Genomic DNA, 18,495 nt, shown 5'->3' with positions numbered 1-18,495 from the left:
CAGTGGTTGGATCTAGTTGGAGAACGGCATGCGGGCCTTGATGTCGGGGACTCGGCCTACGATGCCCTCCATGACGCTTCGAAGCTTCTTGCATGAGGTTGGTACGACCTACGACCGCCTTGAGGGCACTGGCACACCAACGGCGCGTCTCCTCCGGGACGCGCCGTCTCACTTCGCGAGCACGGTGCAGGGTGAGTACGTCATCAAGGGGAGTGCGGGGACTGGTGCAGCTGCCGTCTGCCCGTGGGTCGCGTTCTTCGACCCGGACGAAACCGTCACGGCTCGGCACGGCATGTACGTGGTGTACCTCTTCGCCGAGAACATGGAGACGGTGTCGCTCAGTCTGAACCACGGTGTCACTGAACTTCGAGAGAAGTACGGATCCGCCGACGCGAATCGCAAGCTCGAGGTGGAAGCGGGCGCCATTCGTGAAGCGTTGTCCACCGAGGACTGCCAGGACCTTGACGCCAGTATTGATCTCGGCGGCCGGCCGGGGCTGCCCAAATCGTATGAGTACGGGAACGTCTTCGCCCGTACTTACAACGTTGACGACCTGCCCGACGACGACGTGCTGTGTGCTGACCTCCGGAGGTTCATCGGGCTCTACCAAGATGCCCTGGTCATCCGGGAGCACCTGCGGCAGACGACGCGTGACGTCATCTGCACGGTTCGGGCCGAAGGCACGTGGCCTCACGAGCAGAACGAGGACGGACTGCTCCACTTCGCGCCCAAGAGCGACGAAGAGTACGTGCAGATCATTGAGAGCCGCAAGATAGTGAAGACCAGGAAGCACGAGACCCTAGTCCGAGACTATGGAACTCACCTCCGCGCCAACGGATTCGAGGTGGGAACCAACGTGCATCCGAGGGACATCGTCGTACGCAACGAGTCCGCGCACTGGTTGGTCGAAGCCAAGGTCGTGCGGCAGGGGAACGCCACCCATGCAGTGCGAGAAGCACTCGGGCAGTTGGCGACGTACTCCTTCCTGCTCTACCCGCCCGAGGAGCAGCCGACGCAGGTGGCCCTCTTCACCGAGGGGATCGGCGATGTCTATGTCCGGCTGCTGGAACACCACGGCATCGCTTCCGTCTGGCGTTCTGCAACCGGATGGTCGGGATCGCCCCGCGCAGTTGCAGCGGGATTGGCCGAACCGGCGGTAGCAGGCGCCTAGGTATCTACTCCGCCCCTGGGCCCACAAGATCGTCGATTCAGTGGGTCGACCCAGTCCAGGCAGCCCGCTGCGCCGGTCCCAGCTCGACATCGAGGTGTCGCGTGAGCTGCGCCACGCTCGTGTGGAGTTCTCTCCGGATCGGGCTTGGCCGGTGATCGGCAGTCACGCACAACGACAGAGGGCCTGCCGGATTTCTCCGGCAGGCCCTCTGCAGTGGGTCGGGGTGGCGGGATTTGAACCCACGGCCTCTTCGTCCCGAACGAAGCGCGCTACCAAGCTGCGCCACACCCCGGTCTTGCGGTTTGTCGCTCCGTCTCCTTCGCGACGAGTAGAACTCTACCGGACGCTCGCCGAGACACGAAATCCGGTTCCTGGCGGGCGTCCGGTGGGGGTCATCGGGGGGCCGGGACGAGGGTGAGGAGGGTGGCCTCGGGGGGGCAGGCGAAGCGGAGGGGGGTGTAGCGGTTGGTGCCGCAGCCGGCCGAGACGTGGAGGTGGGAGCGGTGGCCGCCGGCGGTGTGGGTGGAGAGGCCCTTGACCCGGCGGGTGTCGATGTCGCAGTTGGTGACCAGGGCGCCGTAGAAGGGGATGCAGAGCTGGCCGCCGTGGGTGTGGCCGGCCAGGATCAGCGGGTAGCGGTCGGCGGTGAAGGCGTCGAGGACGCGCAGGTAGGGCGCGTGGACGACGGCGAGGGAGAGGTCGGCGTCGGCGGAGGGGCCGCCGGCGACGTCGCTGTAGCGGTCGCGGCGGATGTGGGGGTCGTCGAGGCCGGTGAACTCCAGGTCGAGCCCGTTCACGGTGAGCCGGCCGCGGGTGTTGGTGAGGTCGAGCCAGCCGGCCCCGTCGAAGCCGTCGCGGAGCTTCTCCCACGGGTTGTGGACGGCGCCGCTGATGCCGCGGCGGGCGGTGCCGTCGGGGTTGTTCAGGCCGTGGGCGCCGCTGCGCATGGCCTGGAGGTAGCGCGCCGGGTTCTTGCGGGCCGGGCCGTAGTAGTCGTTGGAGCCGAAGACGTAGACGCCGGGGAACTCCATGAGCGGCCCGAGCGCGTCGAGGGTGGCCGGGACGCCGAGCGGGTCGGAGAGGTTGTCGCCGGTGTTGACGACCAGGTCGGGGCGCAGGCCGGCCAGGCTCTTCAGCCAGCGCTGCTTCTTGCCCTGCCCGCTCACCATGTGGATGTCGGACACCTGGAGGACCCGGATCGGGCGGGCGCCGCGGGGGAGGACGGGGACCTCGATCCGGCGGAGGCGGAAGGCCCGGACCTCGTACCCGACGGAGTAGGCGAGACAGGCGGCGCCCACGGCGGTGACGCCGAGGGGAACGGAGTACAGCGGTCGCATCAGCCCATGCTCTCAGACGGTGGATCAGCCGGCGCACGCCCGGAGTCGGCGGGAAGGACGGCGGGAAGGGCGGCGGGCAGGGCGGCGGGAAGGGCAGCGGGGACGGCGGCGGTCGGCGGCGCCTCCTCGGACTCCCGGCGGGCCCGCAGGGCGCGGACCTTGTGGCGGTTGCCGCAGCGTTCCATCGAGCACCAGCGCCGGCGGCCGGGCCGCGAGGTGTCGACGAAGATCAGCCGGCAGTCGTGGGCGCCGCACTCCCGGATCCGGTCCGCGTACGGGCCGGTGAGCAGGGCGATGGCGTCCCGGGCGAGGGTGGAGGCCAGCTGTGCCCCGTCGGCGGGCGGCGGGGCGGCCGCGGTGCCGTCCGGGGCGATCCGGGGGACCAGCGGCGGGTGCTCGGCGGTCCGGTTGAGGACGGCGTAGTCCTCGGGCTCGCCGGGGAGGCCGTGGGCGCGGGCGGCGGCCAGGCGCCACAGGGCGTCGCGCAGGGTGCGGGTGGCGGCGAGCTCGGTGGCGGAGATCCGTACGGCGTCGGCGGGCAGCCGCAGCCGGGAGGGCGGGAGCCAGGCGGCGAGGTCGGCGGGCCGGTGCAGCACCTCGTACCGGGCGTACGGGCCGGGGCCGCCGGTGGTGAGCAGTTCCAGGCAGAGGGCGCCGGGGTCGAAGTGGAAGCGGCTGCCCCCGGGGGTGGTGAGGACCAGCCCGGGTGGGGTGTCCCGGCCGGTCGGGACAGGGGTAGCCGGGACGGCTGCGGTCCGGGGCGCCGGGGCGTCTCCGTCGGTCATGCGGCCCAGGATAGGTGTAACCGGGATGACGGGTTACGGGGGCGATCGGAGGAGGCGGCCGGAGGGCGGCCGGAGGAAGCGGCCGGAGAGGGGGGTGGTCGGTGCCCGGGCGCAGGAGCTGAGCCTCGCTCAGGAGGGCCGCCCCGACCGTGCGCAGAACTCCGCTGCCGGCACCCCGTGCCCGGAGCGGTCTCCGGGCACGGTGGTGCGGGCCGGCCTCAGGCCGGAATGGCGTTGACGTACTCGCGCATCATCCGGGGGACCCGGTACTCGTACTGGTGGCCGCGCTTCACCTGGACGACGGAGAAGTCGACCAGCTCGGCCAGTACGTCGAGGTTGCGGGAGGGCTCCCGTCCTGCCGGACCGCCGCCGTCGACGGGCTCCTGCCGGACGTCGTCGATGGAGAACCCCTCGGGGTACCGGGAGAGCTGTCTGAGCGCCCGGCGCTGCCGTTCGTCGAGCAGTCCGTACGCCCAGGCCAGGCTGCGGTGCAGCGAGCGGTGGTGGGAGAGCCCTCCGACCTCCTCCTGGCCGAGGATCGGCAGCACCCGGTACTCGTCCACCAGGACGTGCAGGGGTACCGAGCGCATCCGGACGGCGGCGTTCTCGATCGCGAGCGCCAGGCCGCCGAGGCGCCGGCAGAGTTCGACCACCTGTGGCATCTGGTCGCCGAGGTCGAGGGTCGGGGCGACCGAGCGCACCCGGTGGCAGAACAGCTCGGCGGCGGGCGGGCAGCCGTAGGGGCCGTCCGGGTGGTCGACCGACAGCGGAGAGACCTCCCACAGGTCGGCGGGGACCCCGGCGGGTGCCCGCAGCGAGGTGATCACGATGTGGAGCGCGGGGTGCCGTGCCAGCAGCGCCCTGACCTGCCGGGCCACCGTGTCGATGACGTGCTCGGCGTTGTCGATGACCAGCAGCATCTGCAGCTCGGGGCCGGTCCGCGGGTCGCGGTCGAAGCCCCGGAGGAGGGCGTCGAGCGCGCGCTGGGCCTGGGCCGAGGCGGCCACGGGGTCGACGCCCTCGGGGGTGACCGAGCCGAGCTCCAGGACCGCGACGCCGTCCCGGAAGCGGTCCAGCAGGTGGGCGGCCGAGTCCAGCGCCAGCCGGGTCTTGCCGACCCCGGCCGGTCCGGTGAGCACCAGCGGACGGCCCGGTCGCAGGGCGGTCACGACGTGCAGCAGGTCGGCCCGGCGGCCGACGGTGATGTCCGTCTTGGGTCGCAGCCCCCGCCACCGCGCCTTCTCCGGGAGCTCGGCGACGCGGGTCGGGAATCCGGGTTCCGGCCGGGCGGGCAGCAGTCCGGCCGGGGCGCCCGCGTGCACGGCCTGGGAGAGCAGGGTGTCGTCCCGGCTGGTCGCCGCGGAGAACAGTGCGCCCACCAGGAGTTCCACGGAACTGCGCCGCGGATTCTTGATGGCGCCGGTTTCCAGGTTGCGAATGGTGCGGACGCTGACGGTGGAGTGTTCGGCTAATTGCTCCTGGCTCCAGCCGACCATCTTCCGTTGGGTTACCAACATCGAGCGAAGCTGATTGTTGTCCATTCCCCCGCGCTTCCTGCTGTTGTGAGCAGAATATGAAGTCAGAATTCGATGCGCCGCTGCCGCGGTGCCAAGCACTCCGAAAAAAGATCACTGCCGCCGGGCGGTCGGGCGGAGCGTCGACGTGGACGCTCGTTCCGGCAGCGGGCGCAAGTGTCCCGGACCGCTGGGTGTCAGGGCTGCCAGGCGCCTGGTCGGCAGCGCGGCAGTGCCGTGGAATAATGGATCGGGGACGTGGTGACGGTTTGTCGCAGCTGTTTCGTGGCGGTCTTCGGCGATGATCTGACGGTGATTCGACAGGCGATTCGGCGATGATTCGACGGTGATTAAACGTGATTCAACGTGATTCGACGGTGAGGTGATCGCCGCCAACGAGCTGCTCCAGCGACGCGCGAACGAGTGTACTACGCGGACTATTTTCGGCGAAGTGGTCACGACGTTCGATTTGCCCCGCCGGGACCGGCAACTTCGTCCCGGATCCGGCAATTTTCGGCATTTCGGCCGAGATTGTGCAAGCATTATCGGCCATCGTGGCCGAATCGCGTCGCCCTGTTCGCGGAGTCGGGCATCGATTGTTCACGGAATCGTCCGCCGCCCGTTCCCGGCCCGGATCGCCGTCGTCCGGGCGCTGTCGGGCAACCCCGGCGGGGTTTGTCGGGGGATACTCGTCCAACTGCGGAAACCCCGGTGGACGCCCACGGGAAACCCGGTTGAGCCCACCCACAGCCGAAGGATAAGAAGAGGAAATGACAACGCTCAAGGAGCAGCTGCACGAGGACCTCACGGCTGCCATCAAGGACCGGGACGAGCTGCGCTCGTCCACCATCCGGCTCACCCTGGCCGCCGTCACCAGCGAGGAGGTGGCGGGCAAGCAGAAGCGCGAGCTGTCCGACGCCGAGGTGCTGAAGGTGATCGGCCGCGAGGCGAAGAAGCGCCGGGAGGCGGCCGAGGCCTTCGACACGGCCGGCCGGACGGACCAGGCGGCCCGGGAGCGGGCCGAGGGCGAGGTGCTGGCGACGTACCTGCCCAAGCAGCTCTCCGACGAGGAGCTTGCCGCGATCGTGGCGGCCGCCGTCGCGGAGAGTGGCGCGAGCGGCCCGCAGGCGATGGGCGCCGTCATGAAGCTGGTGAAGCCCAAGGTCGACGGCCTGGCCGAGGGCAGCCGGGTCGCCGCGGCGGTGAAGGCCGCCCTGTCCTGAGCCGGGCGCCCGGGCGCCCTCGTGCGGCGCCCGTCCGCCGGCCCGGGCAACACGCCGCCCAGGCAGCACGCCGAAGGGGCGCCCTCCGCACCGGAGGGCGCCCCTTCGGCGCGTCCCTATGTCCCTATGTTCCTGTGGCGCTGTGTCCCGGTGTCCCCGGTTGTCGCCAGTGGCGGGGGTCAGCCGTTCCCGTTGCCGCCGCCGTGCCGGCCGCCGTTCCCGCTCCCGGGGAAGGGCGGGAAGGTGAACCCACCGGGGAGGCCGCCCACCCCGCCCGGCAGGCCGCCGGCCTGGCCGCCGGGGTTGCCGCCCTGCTGCGGCGGCGGCGGGTTGCCGCCGGGCTGCGGGGCGTTCGGGTCGGCGGCCGGGGCGGTGGCGCCCGGCGGGGGAGTGGCGGGCAGCGGGTCCGGGATGTTGGCGGTCTGGATCGGCTCCAGCGGCGTTCCCTTGAGCGCCTGGTTCATCGCCATCGCCCAGATCGGGCCGGGGCCGTCGGCGCCGAACACCTCGGAGTAGTACTTGCCGCCGATGTTGATGTTCTTCATCTTGACGCCGCCGGCCGGGCCGCCGAGCCAGACCGCGGCGGCCAGCGACGGGGTGTAGCCGCTGAACCAGGCGGCCTTCTTCTCGTCGGTGGTACCGGTCTTGCCGGCGATCTTGCGGCCGTCGTCCATGGTCAGGGCGGCCGCGGTGCCCTTCTCGGTCACGTTCAGCAGGACGGCGTTGAGCGAGTCCGCGGTCTGCTCGGAGAAGGCCTGGCTGCACTGGGCCTGCGGGACCGGGATGTCCTTGCCGTCCACCGTGGTGATCTTGTTGATCGCGATCGGCGTGCAGTACTTGCCGCGGGCGGCGAAGGTCGCGTAGACGTTCGCCATGGTCAGCGGGGAGAGCTCCAGGGTGCCGAGGACCATCGAGGGCACCTCCTGGAAGGCGTCGCCCTTGGCGGACTGGGTGATGCCCAGCTTGTTCGCCATCTGCTTCATCGCGCAGAGGCCGACCTGCTGCTCCATCTGCACGAAGTAGGTGTTGACCGAGCGGGCCATGGCCTCCTTCAGCTGGTACGGCCCGATCTCGCTGTCCTGCTCGTTCTTCACCGTCTCCTTGGGCTTGACGGTGTTCTTCCAGGTGCCCGAGCAGGTGGACATCTGCGGGTACTCGATCTTGTTCTCGGACGGGAACGCCTGGGTGTTCGACATGCCCGACTCCAGCGCGGCCGCGGCCAGGATCGGCTTGAAGGTCGAGCCGGTCTGGAAGCCGTTGCCGCCGCCCATCGCGGCGTCCACGTTGAGGTTGACGACGGTCTGGTTCTTGTTCGGGTCCAGGCCGTACGGGCGGGTCTGGGCCATCGCCAGGATCTTGCCCGTGCCCGGCTCCATCATGGTCGCGGCGGCCGACACCGTGTCGGTGACGTTGACCTTCTTGGTGACGGCGTTCTGGGCGGCGGCCTGCTTGTCCGGGTCCAGGGTGGTGTAGATGTTCAGGCCGCCGGTGTTCCACACCTTCTTGCGCTCGTCGGCGCTCTTGCCGAAGGCCGGGTCCTGCTTGACCACGTGGCGGACGTAGTCGCAGAAGAAGCCCATCCCGGCCTGGGCGGTGATGCAGCCGTTCTGCGGGTCCTTGTACTTCAGGCCCAGCGGGGCGGCCTTCGCCTCCTTCGCCTGGTCGGCGGTGATGTGCTTGTTCTCCAGCATCTTGTCGATCACGACGTTGCGGCGCTTGACCGTGTTCTCGGGGTAGCGCACCGGGTCGTAGGACGACGGGTTCTGCACCATGCCGGCCAGGGTGGCGGCCTCGGCGACGGTCAGGTCCTTGTTGCTCTTGCTGAAGTAGCGCTGGGAGGCGGCCTCGACCCCGTAGGCCTGGTGGCCGTAGAAGGTGATGTTGAGGTAGTTGGTGAGGATCTGGTCCTTGGACAGGTCCTCCTCCAGCTTGATGGCGACCTTGAGCTCCTGGATCTTGCGGCCCAGGGTCTTGCGCTGGGCCTCCAGGACGGCCGCCTGGTCGTCGCCGGCCTTCTCCACGTTGACGTTCTTCACGTACTGCTGGGTGAGGGTCGACGCGCCCTGGGAGGCGGTGCCGCTCTCCGCGTTCTTGCTGACCGCGCGGAGGATGCCCTTGAGGTCGACGGCGCCGTGCTCGTAGAAGCGGGCGTCCTCGATGTCCACCTGGGCCTGTCGCATGAACGGCGACATCTGGTCGGCGGTGATGACGGTGCGGTCGCGCTCGTAGACCTTGGCGATCAGCCCGCCCTTGGCGTCGAAGATCTGGGTGGCCTGGGTGAGCGGCGGGGTCTTGAAATCGTCGGGGATGTTGTCGAAGCTCTCCGCCGTGTCCTTGGCGGTCAGCCCGATGGCGCCGACGGCGGGCAGGGCGAGGCCGGCCAGCAGGACTCCGGAGAGCACGCTGACGCCCAGGAACTTCACGCCGTTGCCGGCGTGCTCCATCGGTGATCCGCCGGTCCGGCCGCGCGGAGCTCCGGTGTTGCCTGGGGGCTGGGGTGCCTGGGGGCGCTTCGGTGCCATGGGGAGAACCCTACGTCGCGGATTCCCGCACACCGGGGCAGGTGTTCCCCTAGGCTTGTCACAAGCTTGCGACAGCTTCGGTGCGTCAACATCATTCACTCTTGTGGGCGAGGAGACTTGCCCGAAATGACCATCTATCGCCGGGTTTTGAGACAGCTGTGGCCTGCTGTACCCGTGTGTTCGGTTGCGCTCCGTGATGACGCCTGCGACTAGAGTGCAGGCTCCATTTTTGGCAAGGCGCGCGACCTGCGATCACTCCAACGAGTGAGCTGACCGATACCCATAGTCCAATCGGGTCATTCGAGATTGAGCCCGAAGGGGCTGTTGCAAGCTGTCGTTCTTCCGTAACGTCCTCAACTGGCAACGGTGAACATGCCGTTGCCGCCGTGGGGGAGCCTCGATACGGGAGAGGACGGCGCCGGCATGGGCTGGGTTGACGACTGGAGTGCGCAGGCCGCCTGTCGCACGAGCGATCCGGACGAACTGTTCGTCCAGGGGGCGGCGCAGAACCGCGCCAAGGCGGTGTGCAGCGGTTGCCCCGTCCGGACGGAGTGCCTCGCGGACGCCCTGGACAACCGGGTGGAGTTCGGGGTGTGGGGCGGGATGACGGAGCGCGAGCGCCGGGCGCTGCTGCGCCGCCGCCCGACGGTCATCTCGTGGCGGAAGCTGCTGGAGACGGCACGCACCGAGTACGAGGAGTCCCTCGCGACCGGAGTGATACTGACGGACTACGCCCAGGCGGGCTGAGCCCGGCCCGAACCGCGCGGTCCGGGCCGTCGGCCCCCGGGCACGGGCTACACCGTGCCGTTGAGCCGCTCCCCGATGGCCCGCAGCCCGTCCAGGTCGTGCACGTCTCCCGGCAGTGCCGGCACCTCCACGATCGGCACGTCCGGGTACACCGAGACGAAGCGGTCGCGGGTGCGGCGTTCGCGCCCCATGATCTGCATCCGCTCGGCGTGCAGCCGCAGCAGCCCGGCCGCGAGCAGTTCCGCCGCCGGCGAGGCGTGCTCCGAGCCGTTCTCCTCCAGGGCCTCGGCGGCCGCCAGCGCCCGCTCCGCGGTGAGCTGCGGAGCGCCCGTGCCGTGCACCCGGTTGAGCACCAGCCCGGCCAGCGGCATCCGGTCGGCGGCCAGCCGGTCCACGAAGTACGCCGCTTCGCGCAGCGCGTCCCGCTCCGGCGCGGCCACCACCAGGAACGCCGTGCCCGGCGCCTTGAGCAGCTGGTACGTGCGGTCCGCGCGCTCCCGGAAGCCGCCGAACATCGAGTCCATCGCGCTGACGAAGGTCTGCACGTCGGTGAGCAGCTGAGCGCCGAAGATCTTGCCCAGGGTGCCGGTGAGCAGCCCCACCCCGACGTTCAGGAAGCGCATCGCGCTGCGCCCGCCGACCTTGGCCGGGGCGGTGAGGATCCGGATCACCCGGCCGTCCAGGAAGGACCCGAGCCGGTTGGGCGCGTCCAGGAAGTCCAGCGCCGAGCGGGACGGCGGGGTGTCCACGACGATCAGGTCCCACTCCTCGGCGGCGCGCAGCTGCCCGAGCTTCTCCATCGCCATGTACTCCTGCGTGCCCGCGAAGCCGGCCGACAGGGACTGGTAGAACGGGTTCGCCATGATCGCCTTGGCCCGCTCGGGCTCGGCGTGGGCCAGCACGACCTCGTCGAAGGTCCGCTTCATGTCCAGCATCATGGCCTGGAGCTCTCCGTCTCCGGTGACCCCCTTGACCACCCGTGGGGTGTTGTCGAGCTCGGTCAGGCCCATCGACTGGGCGAGCCGGCGGGCCGGGTCGATGGTCAGCACCACGACCTTGCGGCCGCGTTCGGCCGCCCGCAGGCCGAGCGCCGCGGCGGTGGTGGTCTTGCCGACGCCGCCGGAGCCGCAGCAGACGATGATCCTCGTCTTCGGGTCGTCGATCAGCTCGTCCACGGCGAGCCGCCGCCCGGTGCTCCGCACCCCGCTGTTCGTGGTCATGCCGCCCCCTGCCGCTTCAGTTCGCCCGCCAGCCGGTACAGCCCGCCGAGGTCCACGCCCTCGCCCAGCAGCGGCAGCTCGTACGTCGGCAGGCGCAGCTGCTGGATGTCGGCGCGCTGCGCGCGCTCCAGCTCGACCCGCTCGGCGTGCTCCCTGGCCTGCGCCAGCAAGGGGTCGAGCAGCGGCTCCACCGCCGCCCGGACCTTCTCCCCGGTGCGCGTGCGGCCGCCGAGCCCGGCCTCGCCGAGCGCCGCGGCGACCTCCTCGCGGTGGTTCCCGTCCACCGCGGCCACCGCCGCCGCGTCCAGCACCGGCGGCCGGACCATGTTGACCATCACCCCGCCGACCGGGAGCTTCGCCTCGCGCAGCTCCCCGATGCCGTCGACCGTCTCCTGCACCGGCATCTCCTCCAGCAGGGTGACCAGGTGCACCGCGGTCTCCGGCGACTTCAGCACCCGCATCACGGCCTGCGCCTGGGTGTGTATCGGGCCGATCCGGGCCAGCCCGGCGACCTCGGCGTTGACGTTCAGGAACCTGGTCAGCCGTCCGGTCGGCGGGGCGTCCATGACCACCGCGTCGTAGCGCCGCCGGCCGTCCGGGTCCTTGCGCCTCGTCGCCTCGCAGGCCTTGCCGGTGAGCAGGACGTCCCGCACACCGGGCGCGATGGTGGTGGCGAAGTCGACGAAGCCGACCTTCTGGAGCGCCTTCCCGGCCCGGCCGAGCTTGTAGAACATCTCCAGGTACTCCAGCAGCGCCAGCTCGGTGTCGATCGCCAGCGCGAAGACCTCGCCGGGCCCGCCCTCCCCGGCGGCCAGCCCCAGCTGGGCGCGGGAGACGGAGGCGATCCGGCGCTCCTCGTACGGGAGCGCGGCGATCCCGAACAGTTCGGCGACGCCCTGGCGGCCCTCGACCTCGATCAGCAGCACCCGGCCGCCGTCGGCGGCGAGCGCCAGGGCCAGTGCCGCGGCCAGCGTGGTCTTCCCGGTGCCGCCCTTGCCGCTGACCACGTGCAGCCGGACGCCCTCCCAGTCGGGATCGCGCCGGGCCGCCTGGCCGGGGGTGCGTGCCACGCTCCGTCTCCGTCCGTCTCCGTCCTACGGGCGTCCCCTCCTGACGAGGGTGCCCCTCACCAGGGTGCCCTCCCGCGAGGGTAACCAGGGAGCGCACCGGATGCCCGGAGCACCTGGGCCGTCAGGCCCGATCATGCCCTCTTTGTGCCCCACCTCACACGCTCCGCGGCCGGCGTCGCCGTTCGCCGCGACGGCTCGTCTAGAGTCTGGCCATGACCAAGTGGGAATACATGACGGCGCCCCTGCTGGTGCACGCCACCAAGCAGATCCTGGACAACTTCGGCGAGGACGGCTGGGAGCTCGTCCAGGTCGTGCCCGGCCCGAACCCGGAGCAGCTGGTGGCCTACTTCAAGCGGGAGAAGAACGCATGAGCAAGGTCGAGGAGAAGCTCGCCGAGCTGGGCCTGACCCTGCCTCCGGTGGCCGCCCCGGTCGCCGCCTACGTGCCGGCCGTGCACTCCGGCGACCTCGTGTTCACCTCCGGCCAGCTCCCGGTCGTCGGCGGCAAGCTGCCGACCACCGGCAAGGTCGGTGCCGAGGTCTCCCCGGAGGAGGCCAAGGACCTCGCGCAGATCTGCGGGCTGAACGCCCTGGCCGCCGTGAAGTCCGTGATCGGTGACCTCGACCGGATCGAGCGGGTCGTCAAGGTCGTCGGCTTCGTCGCCGCCGCCCCCGACTTCATCGGTGTCCCGGCCGTCGTCAACGGCGCCAGCGAGCTGCTCGGCACGGTGCTGGGCGACGCGGGCGTGCACGCCCGCAGCGCCGTCGGCGTCGCGGTGCTGCCGCTGGACGCCCCGGTCGAGGTCGAGCTCGTGGTGCGCGTCAAGTCCGTCTGAACCCGATCGCGGAGGCGGGGCCGGGTCCGTCCGGCCCCGCCTCCGCGTGTGGCCGGAGTGTGTCCGGTCGACTCGTGAGCCTGGCGGGAATCGTCGGACACGCCCTAGCATCCGGGCATGGACCATCGAGCGACGACGCGGCCGATGCCGCCCGGCTGGCCCGCCCGGATCCGGGCGGTCGCATCCGGCGCGGTGACCCCGCCGGTGCCCAGGCCCGCCGCGACCGTCGTGCTGCTGCGCGACGCCGCCGAGGGGCCGGAGGCCTACCTGCTGCGCAGGCGCACCTCGATGGCCTTCGCGGCCGGGATGTACGCCTACCCCGGCGGCGGGGTGGACCCCCGGGACGCCGAGGTCGAGCCGGGCTGGGCCGGGCCGGCGCCCGAGGAGTGGGCGCGGCGGCTCGGGGTGGACACCCGGACGGCGCGGGCGGTGGTCTGCGCGGCCGTCCGGGAGACCTTCGAGGAGGCCGGCGTGCTGCTGGCCGGCCCGGACGACGACAGCGTCGCCGCGCCGCGCGACTGGTCCGCCGAGCGGGCCGCGCTGGAGGCGCACGAGCTGTCCTTCGCCGAATTCCTCCGGGACCACGGCCTGGTGCTGCGCAGCGACCTGCTGGGCGGCTGGGCCCGCTGGATCACCCCCGAGTTCGAGGAACGGCGCTACGACACCTGGTTCTTCGTCGCCGCGCTGCCGGCCGGGCAGCGCGCGGCCCTGAAGGTCGGCGAGGCCGACCGGGTCGCCTGGCTGACCCCCGCCGAGGCGGTGCGCGGCCACCGGGAGGGCCGGTTCGGCATGATGCCGCCGACCGTGACGGTGCTGCGCGAGCTGTCGTCGGCCCGGACCGTGGCCGAGGCCCTGGCCGCGGCCGTCGACCGCCCGCTGGCGCCGGTCCTCGGCCGGGCCGAGATCCGCGGCGACCGCCTGACGGTCCGGTGGCCCGGTCACGAGGAGCTGACCGTGGACGGGGAGTTCCCGGAGGGCTCCTGACCGTTCCACCGAGTGGGGCCACCCACGGCCCCCGTACCGCTCGTACCGCTCGTACCGCTCGTACCGCTCGTACCGCTCGTACCGCTCGTACCGCTTGTACGACCCGCAGGACATGACCTTCCCGTACCGACCCGTACCGACGCAGAGAAAGGACCGACGCCCGATGACCCACAACGACGTGGCTCGCCGGACGGCGCCCGAGATGCCCGCCCGTCGTCTGACTCCCCGTGACCCCTCCTGCGAGAGCCAGGTCCCGTTCGTCGAGGTGGCGCAGCGCGCCCTCGTCCGGGTGCTGCCGCTGAGGGCGCTGCACCGAGACGGCGGAGGCGGCCGGTGAGCGGACTCCTGCCGGGCGACCCCGCCGCCGCCGTCGGCGGCGAGGCAACCCCTCGGGCGCTGTGCGTGCTGGCGCCGAACCCGTCGCCGATGACGCTGGACGGCACCAACACCTGGCTGCTCTCCGAGCCCGGCTCGGACCTCGCGGTGGTGATCGACCCGGGCCCGCTGCACGAGGGCCACCTGCGCCGGGTGATCGACGTCGCGGAACAGCAGGGGAAGCGGATCGCGCTGACCCTGCTCACCCACGGCCACGCCGACCATTCCGAGGGCGCGGCCCGCTTCGCCGAGCTGACCGGCTCCGAGGTGCGGGCCCTGGACCCGGCGCACCGGCTGGGCTCGGAGGGCCTGGTGGGCGGCCAGCGCCTGGACGTCGGCGGGCTGGACCTGCGGGTGGTGGCCACCCCGGGGCACACCTCGGACTCGCTGACCTTCCACCTGCCGGACGACGGCGCGGTGCTCACCGGCGACACCGTGCTCGGCCGCGGCACCACGATGGTCGCGCACCCCGACGGACGGCTGGGCGACTACCTGGACTCGCTGCGCCGGCTGCACACCATGGCCTCCGACCACGGCGTGCGGACCGTGCTGCCCGGCCACGGCCCGGTGCTCGGGGACGCGCTGGGCGCCGTCGACTTCTACCTCGCCCACCGGGCCGCCCGGCTCGCCCAGGTGGAGACCGTGGTGGAGGCGGGCTGCCGGTCCGTGGCCGAGGTGGTGGCCCGGGTCTACGCCGACGTGGACCGGGCGCTCTGGCCGGCCGCGGAGCTGTCGGTGCGGGCCCAGCTGGACTACCTGGAGGAGCACGGGCTGATCCCGTCCGCCGAGTGATCCGTTGAGCCCGGGAACGGGCAGCCGAACGCGGAAGGGCCCGTCCGGAGACCGGACGGGCCCTTCCGCGTTCGCGGGCGTCAGCGCGAGCGGCGCGACAGCCGCTCGACGTCCAGCAGCACCACCGCGCGGGCCTCCAGCTTCAGCCAGCCGCGGCCGGCGAAGTCGGCGAGCGCCTTGTTGACCGTCTCGCGGGAGGCGCCGACCAGCTGGGCCAGCTCCTCCTGGGTGAGGTCGTGGGCGACGTGGATGCCCTCCTCGGACTGCACGCCGAACCGGCGGGAGAGGTCCAGCAGGGCCTTGGCGACGCGACCGGGCACGTCGGAGAAGACCAGGTCGGACATCACGTCGTTGGTGCGGCGCAGGCGGCGGGCGATGGCCCGCAGCAGCGCGATGGAGACCTCGGGGCGGGCGTGCAGCCAGGGCTGGAGGTCACCGTGGCCGAGGCCCAGCAGCTTGACCTCGGTCAGCGCGCTGGCGGTCGCGGTGCGCGGGCCCGGGTCGAAGAGCGACAGCTCGCCGATCATCTCGCTGGGGCCGAGCACGGCGAGCATGTTCTCGCGGCCGTCCGGCGAGGCACGGTGCAGCTTCACCTTGCCCTCCGCCACGACGTACAGCCGGTCGCCCGGGTCGCCCTCGTGGAACAGCGACTCCCCACGGGCGAGGGTGACCTCGGTCATGGAAGCGCGCAGCTCGCCGGCCTGTTCGTCGTCGAGTGCCGCGAAGAGTGCGGCGCGCCGCAGAACGTCGTCCACGTGCTTCCTCCTTCTCGGCCGTACGGCGGGTGGGCCGTCCGGCGCAAGTTCCGTTCAGTGTTCTGCATCACCAAGCATGGCGCATGTCGCTCCGATCATATGAGGAGGGGGTGTGCCGAGGTGTGCCGTGCGGGGCCATTCGTACCGGGCGGTCACCGGGCGGGCCCGGCCGGAGGGCCGCCGGGGCGCCTGTCGACCGAACGCCTGTCCGCTTCTCTCGAACGGGGAATCGGCCGTCGTCGCACGGGCGTGTCCCGGCCATATGTTTCACGGGTAAATTACCTGCTAATCTTTTTTCCATGGTCACAACCGCCCAGCTCCGCCAGGCACTTCGGGTCGGTCCGGCCGGGGACGGCTGGCACAAGCCCGCGCTCAGCGCCGTGGTCACCCTCGGCGCGCTCAACCTCACCCTGCTCGGTCTCGGCCGACTCGACCTCGCCCTCTACACCTCGGCCGGCGGCCTGGGCGCGCTGTACGGACACGGCCTGCCGTACCGGGCCCGGGCCCGGATGCTGGCCGGCGTGCTGCTCGGCACCGTACTCAGCACCGGCGCCGCCCTCACCGCCGCCGCGCTCACCCGCGACGCCGCCGTCCTGGTCGCGGTGACGGCGGTGCTCGCCGCCCTGCACAAGCTGCTCTGCGACGCCGCCCGGGTCGGTCCGCCCGGCGCCCTGATCATCACCTTCACCACCGCCAGCTGCGCCTTCGTCCCGCAGCGGCTCGCCGACGTCCCGCCGCACCTGGCGCTCACCGCGCTCGGTGCCGCGCTGGCCTGGCTGGTCTGCATGGCCCCGGCCCTGGTGCGCCCGTACGGGCCCGAGCGGATCGCCACCGCCCGCGCCCTGGAGGCCGCCGCCCGGCTGCTGCGCACCGAGCCCGGCCGACCGGACGCCGCCGCCCGTACCGCCCTGGTCGGCGCGGTCGAGGCCGCCTGGCAGGGTCTCGCGCTCTCCGCCCCGTCCCGGCGGCGCGCCCTCGGCGACGCGCTCGAGCGGCTGCTGGTGCACGCGGAGGCCGCACTGGCCGGACCGGCCCGGCCCGAGGACGCCGCGCGGTACCTCGACCTGGCCCGCGACCTGCGGCGCCACCGTCCGCTGCCGTCGCCCGACCTCACCGCGGCGGAGGCGGCCGAGCCGGCCGCCCGCCGGCCCGGCCCCCGGCCACCGCTCCGGCGGGCGCTGCGGCCCGGCTCCGCGCTGCTGCCGATCGCGCTGCGGGTCGCGGTCGGCTGCGCCGGCGCCGGATGGCTCTCGCTGGCGCTCGGCGTCGGCCGGCCGTACTGGGCGGTGGTCACCGCGGCCTCGGTGTTCCAGGCCAACAGCACGCTGTCCTGGCAGCGCGCGCTGCAGCGGGTGCTGGGCAACCTGCTCGGCCTGCTGCTGTTCACCGCCGCGCTGCCCCTCGCGCACTCGGGCCCGGTGGCGCTGATCGGGCTCGGGCTGCTCTGCAACTTCGGCGCGGAGGCGACGATCGCCCGCAGCTACTGGCTGGCGACGGTCTTCGTCACCCCGCTGGCGCTGCTGATGACGGAGTTCGCGGGCCCGCAGCCGGCCGGGGCGCTGGTCGCCGACCGCTGGTTGGACACCTGCGTCGGGGCGCTCGCCGGTCTCGCGGCCTGCCTGCTGGTCACCAACCGCCGCACCGCGGCCCGGCTGACCAGCGCCCTGGCCCGAGCGGAAGCGGCCGGCCGCCGCGCGTCGGCCGCCGTCCGCGCCGGCTCCGCGGCCTCCGCCGGCTCCGCCGGTTCCGTGGCCTCCGCCGGCTCTGCCGCCTCGCCTGGTTCTGCGGTCCCGGTCGCGAGTGTCCCGGAGGCCCTCGCCGCCCGCACCGGCCTCGCGGCGGCTCTGCTGGAGCTGCGGGAGGCCACCGACACCGCCGCCGGAGAGTGGCGCCGGCCCGCCCTCCCGCACCAGCGCGCCACCGCCACCGAGGAGCGGGCCCACCGCCTGCTGGCCGCCCTGCTGGAAAGCCGGGGCCGGCCGGGCCCGCCGGATCACGGCCCGGGCCTGCCGGACACGGCCCGGGCCCGGTTGGGCACCGCCCAGGCCCTGCCGGGCACGGCCTAGGATCGAAGCCGACCGGCAGGCCGCAGAACGGGAGCAGCGTACGTGGAGGACGTCGTCGCAGGTGTGCTGCGCCAGTGGGAGCGGGCCTACCCGGGGCTGGACACCGGCCCGATCGCCGTCCTCGGCCGGATCAACCGCTGCGCCGCGCTGCTCCAGCAGACCCCCGACCCGCTCACCCGGGCAGGCCTCACCCGCGCCGAGTTCGACATCCTCGGCGCCCTGCGCCGCCTGGACCGTGAGCTGACCCCCACCCAGCTGGCCCGGGAGAGCTTCGCCTCCGGCGCCGCCGTCACCAAGCGCCTGCGGCTGCTGGAGGAGCGCGGCCTGGTCAGCCGCCGCACCGACGACCGGGACCGCAGGGTCGCCCACCTCGCGCTCACCGAGGACGGCCGGACGCTGGTGGACGGCCTGATCCAGGAACTCGTCACCCACGACCGCGCCCTGCTGGCCGGACTCACCCCCGCCGAGCTGGACCGGCTCGCCGAGGCCCTCAGTGGCCTGCTGAACAGCCTGGAAGGGACGATCGGCAGCACCCTGGGCTGAGCCCGTCGGTGCCCTGACCGCGCGTCAACGAGGCGGCCCGGACGGGAAACTACGCTCGTGGTGCGGGCGTACGCGGCCAGTGCCGGCTCCGGGTCGACGACGCGCTCGCCGGCCGCCACCCGGCGGATCGCCGCGGCCGGCTCCCGCGCCGGGGCGTCCTTGCCGAGGAACCCGAGCGCGCGGGCGGCGAAGGCAGCGCGCAGGTGGGCGGGGCGCACCAGTCCGGTGAGGACCAGCGTCCGGCACCCGGGGAGCTTCTCGTGCGGTTCGGCCGCCGCCCGCAGCCCGTCCAGTCCGGGCAGGTCGATGTCGAGCACCGCGACGTCCGGGCGCACCTCCAGGGCGGTCGGCACCACCTCGTCCCCGCGCTCCACGTCGGCGACGACCTCCAGGTCCTCCTCGTACGCGAGGAGGGCCGTCAGCGCGCCGCGGACCATGCTCGTGTCCTCTGTCAGCAGGACCCTGATCATCCGTACTCTCCCCCTGTCAGGTGACGGCCACGAGCGGACTTCATGAGACAACAGGCCTTGCCAGAGCCGGTTTCCGTGCTTGATCG

General features: G+C 72.3%; 17 protein-coding genes, 1 tRNA gene and 1 pseudogene. 10 read left to right on the top strand and 9 right to left on the bottom strand.

What is annotated here, in order from left to right; translation table 11 throughout:
• Positions 1–70 precede the first annotated feature (70 nt).
• Positions 71–1,171 carry a DUF3578 domain-containing protein gene (locus ABZ449_RS19850; protein ID WP_360347325.1) on the top strand — a complete coding sequence of 367 codons (1,101 nt, stop codon included), beginning with the start codon at positions 71–73 and terminating at the stop codon, positions 1,169–1,171.
• A 218-nt stretch (positions 1,172–1,389) separates the two neighbouring features.
• Here the strand turns inward: ABZ449_RS19850 and ABZ449_RS19845 are convergent.
• The 4 genes from ABZ449_RS19845 to ABZ449_RS19830 form a co-directional block, all read right to left on the bottom strand.
• Positions 1,390–1,463, bottom strand: a tRNA-Pro gene (locus tag ABZ449_RS19845).
• A gap of 100 nt (positions 1,464–1,563) precedes the next feature.
• Positions 1,564–2,508 carry a metallophosphoesterase gene (locus ABZ449_RS19840; protein ID WP_360347323.1) on the bottom strand — a complete coding sequence of 315 codons (945 nt, stop codon included), beginning with the start codon at positions 2,506–2,508 and terminating at the stop codon, positions 1,564–1,566.
• On the bottom strand, positions 2,508–3,209 hold the full coding sequence (locus ABZ449_RS19835) for a CGNR zinc finger domain-containing protein (protein ID WP_360347355.1): 702 nt from the start codon (positions 3,207–3,209) through the stop codon (positions 2,508–2,510). The genes ABZ449_RS19840 and ABZ449_RS19835 overlap by 1 nt, the downstream gene beginning before the upstream one ends.
• A gap of 302 nt (positions 3,210–3,511) precedes the next feature.
• Positions 3,512–4,810, bottom strand: a complete 1,299-nt coding sequence (locus ABZ449_RS19830) for a helix-turn-helix domain-containing protein (protein WP_360347321.1) — start codon at positions 4,808–4,810, stop codon at positions 3,512–3,514.
• Positions 4,811–5,577: 767 nt separating this feature from the next.
• On the opposite strand from ABZ449_RS19830, the gene ABZ449_RS19825 reads away from it, so the two are divergent.
• Complete coding sequence (locus ABZ449_RS19825) at positions 5,578–6,030, top strand: GatB/YqeY domain-containing protein (protein WP_360347319.1); 453 nt, start codon at positions 5,578–5,580, stop codon at positions 6,028–6,030.
• A 179-nt stretch (positions 6,031–6,209) separates the two neighbouring features.
• Here ABZ449_RS19825 and ABZ449_RS19820 read toward each other — a convergent pair whose 3' ends face one another.
• Complete coding sequence (locus ABZ449_RS19820) at positions 6,210–8,474, bottom strand: transglycosylase domain-containing protein (protein ID WP_360347317.1); 2,265 nt, start codon at positions 8,472–8,474, stop codon at positions 6,210–6,212.
• A gap of 501 nt (positions 8,475–8,975) precedes the next feature.
• On the opposite strand from ABZ449_RS19820, the gene ABZ449_RS19815 reads away from it, so the two are divergent.
• Positions 8,976–9,299, top strand: coding sequence for a WhiB family transcriptional regulator (locus tag ABZ449_RS19815; RefSeq protein WP_195911063.1), 324 nt, complete (start codon positions 8,976–8,978; stop codon positions 9,297–9,299).
• A 47-nt stretch (positions 9,300–9,346) separates the two neighbouring features.
• Here the strand turns inward: ABZ449_RS19815 and ABZ449_RS19810 are convergent, their stop codons facing one another.
• Both ABZ449_RS19810 and ABZ449_RS19805 read right to left on the bottom strand, forming a co-directional pair.
• A complete protein-coding gene (locus ABZ449_RS19810) occupies positions 9,347–10,519 on the bottom strand; it encodes an ArsA family ATPase (protein WP_360347315.1) in 1,173 nt (390 codons plus the stop codon).
• The gene (locus ABZ449_RS19805; protein WP_360347313.1) at positions 10,516–11,589 is read right to left on the bottom strand and encodes an ArsA-related P-loop ATPase; all 1,074 of its coding nucleotides are present in this window, start codon (positions 11,587–11,589) and stop codon (positions 10,516–10,518) included. Before ABZ449_RS19805 ends, ABZ449_RS19810 begins: the two co-directional genes overlap by 4 nt.
• Positions 11,590–11,801: 212 nt before the next feature.
• On the opposite strand from ABZ449_RS19805, the gene ABZ449_RS19800 reads away from it, so the two are divergent.
• The 5 genes from ABZ449_RS19800 (at position 11,802) to ABZ449_RS19780 (ending at position 14,575) form a co-directional block, all read left to right on the top strand.
• Entirely contained in the window at positions 11,802–11,960 is a 159-nt protein-coding gene (locus ABZ449_RS19800) for a DUF4177 domain-containing protein (protein WP_094743074.1), read from the top strand.
• Positions 11,957–12,424 carry a RidA family protein gene (locus ABZ449_RS19795; protein WP_360347311.1) on the top strand — a complete coding sequence of 156 codons (468 nt, stop codon included), beginning with the start codon at positions 11,957–11,959 and terminating at the stop codon, positions 12,422–12,424. Before ABZ449_RS19800 ends, ABZ449_RS19795 begins: the two co-directional genes overlap by 4 nt.
• Positions 12,425–12,541: 117 nt before the next feature.
• Positions 12,542–13,408, top strand: a complete 867-nt coding sequence (locus ABZ449_RS19790) for an NUDIX hydrolase (protein WP_360347309.1) — start codon at positions 12,542–12,544, stop codon at positions 13,406–13,408.
• 163 nt (positions 13,409–13,571) lie between these two features.
• Positions 13,572–13,745 (top strand): hypothetical protein, encoded by a 174-nt coding sequence (locus tag ABZ449_RS19785; protein ID WP_360347307.1) that lies wholly within the window; start codon positions 13,572–13,574, stop codon positions 13,743–13,745.
• Positions 13,742–14,575, top strand: coding sequence for an MBL fold metallo-hydrolase (locus ABZ449_RS19780; protein ID WP_360347305.1), 834 nt, complete (start codon positions 13,742–13,744; stop codon positions 14,573–14,575). Before ABZ449_RS19785 ends, ABZ449_RS19780 begins: the two co-directional genes overlap by 4 nt.
• A gap of 80 nt (positions 14,576–14,655) precedes the next feature.
• Here ABZ449_RS19780 and ABZ449_RS19775 read toward each other — a convergent pair whose 3' ends face one another.
• Positions 14,656–15,330: a Crp/Fnr family transcriptional regulator gene (locus tag ABZ449_RS19775; protein WP_030288117.1), complete on the bottom strand. Its 675-nt coding sequence runs from the start codon at positions 15,328–15,330 to the stop codon at positions 14,656–14,658.
• A 299-nt stretch (positions 15,331–15,629) separates the two neighbouring features.
• On the opposite strand from ABZ449_RS19775, the gene ABZ449_RS19770 reads away from it, so the two are divergent.
• Together ABZ449_RS19770 and ABZ449_RS19765 are read left to right on the top strand one after the other, a co-directional pair.
• The gene (locus ABZ449_RS19770) at positions 15,630–17,396 is read left to right on the top strand and encodes an FUSC family protein (protein WP_360347303.1); all 1,767 of its coding nucleotides are present in this window, start codon (positions 15,630–15,632) and stop codon (positions 17,394–17,396) included.
• Between the two features lie 42 nt (positions 17,397–17,438).
• Positions 17,439–17,939 (top strand): MarR family transcriptional regulator, encoded by a 501-nt coding sequence (locus ABZ449_RS19765; RefSeq protein ID WP_360347301.1) that lies wholly within the window; start codon positions 17,439–17,441, stop codon positions 17,937–17,939.
• Between the two features lie 68 nt (positions 17,940–18,007).
• Here ABZ449_RS19765 and ABZ449_RS19760 read toward each other — a convergent pair.
• Positions 18,008–18,409: pseudogene (locus tag ABZ449_RS19760) on the bottom strand (response regulator); the annotation flags it as partial.
• Positions 18,410–18,495 lie beyond the last annotated feature (86 nt).

Origin of the sequence: Kitasatospora sp. NPDC005856, from assembly GCF_040629945.1 — a bacterium.
Taxonomy (GTDB): domain Bacteria; phylum Actinomycetota; class Actinomycetes; order Streptomycetales; family Streptomycetaceae; genus Kitasatospora.
This window is presented reverse-complemented; position numbering and strand designations above follow the sequence as displayed.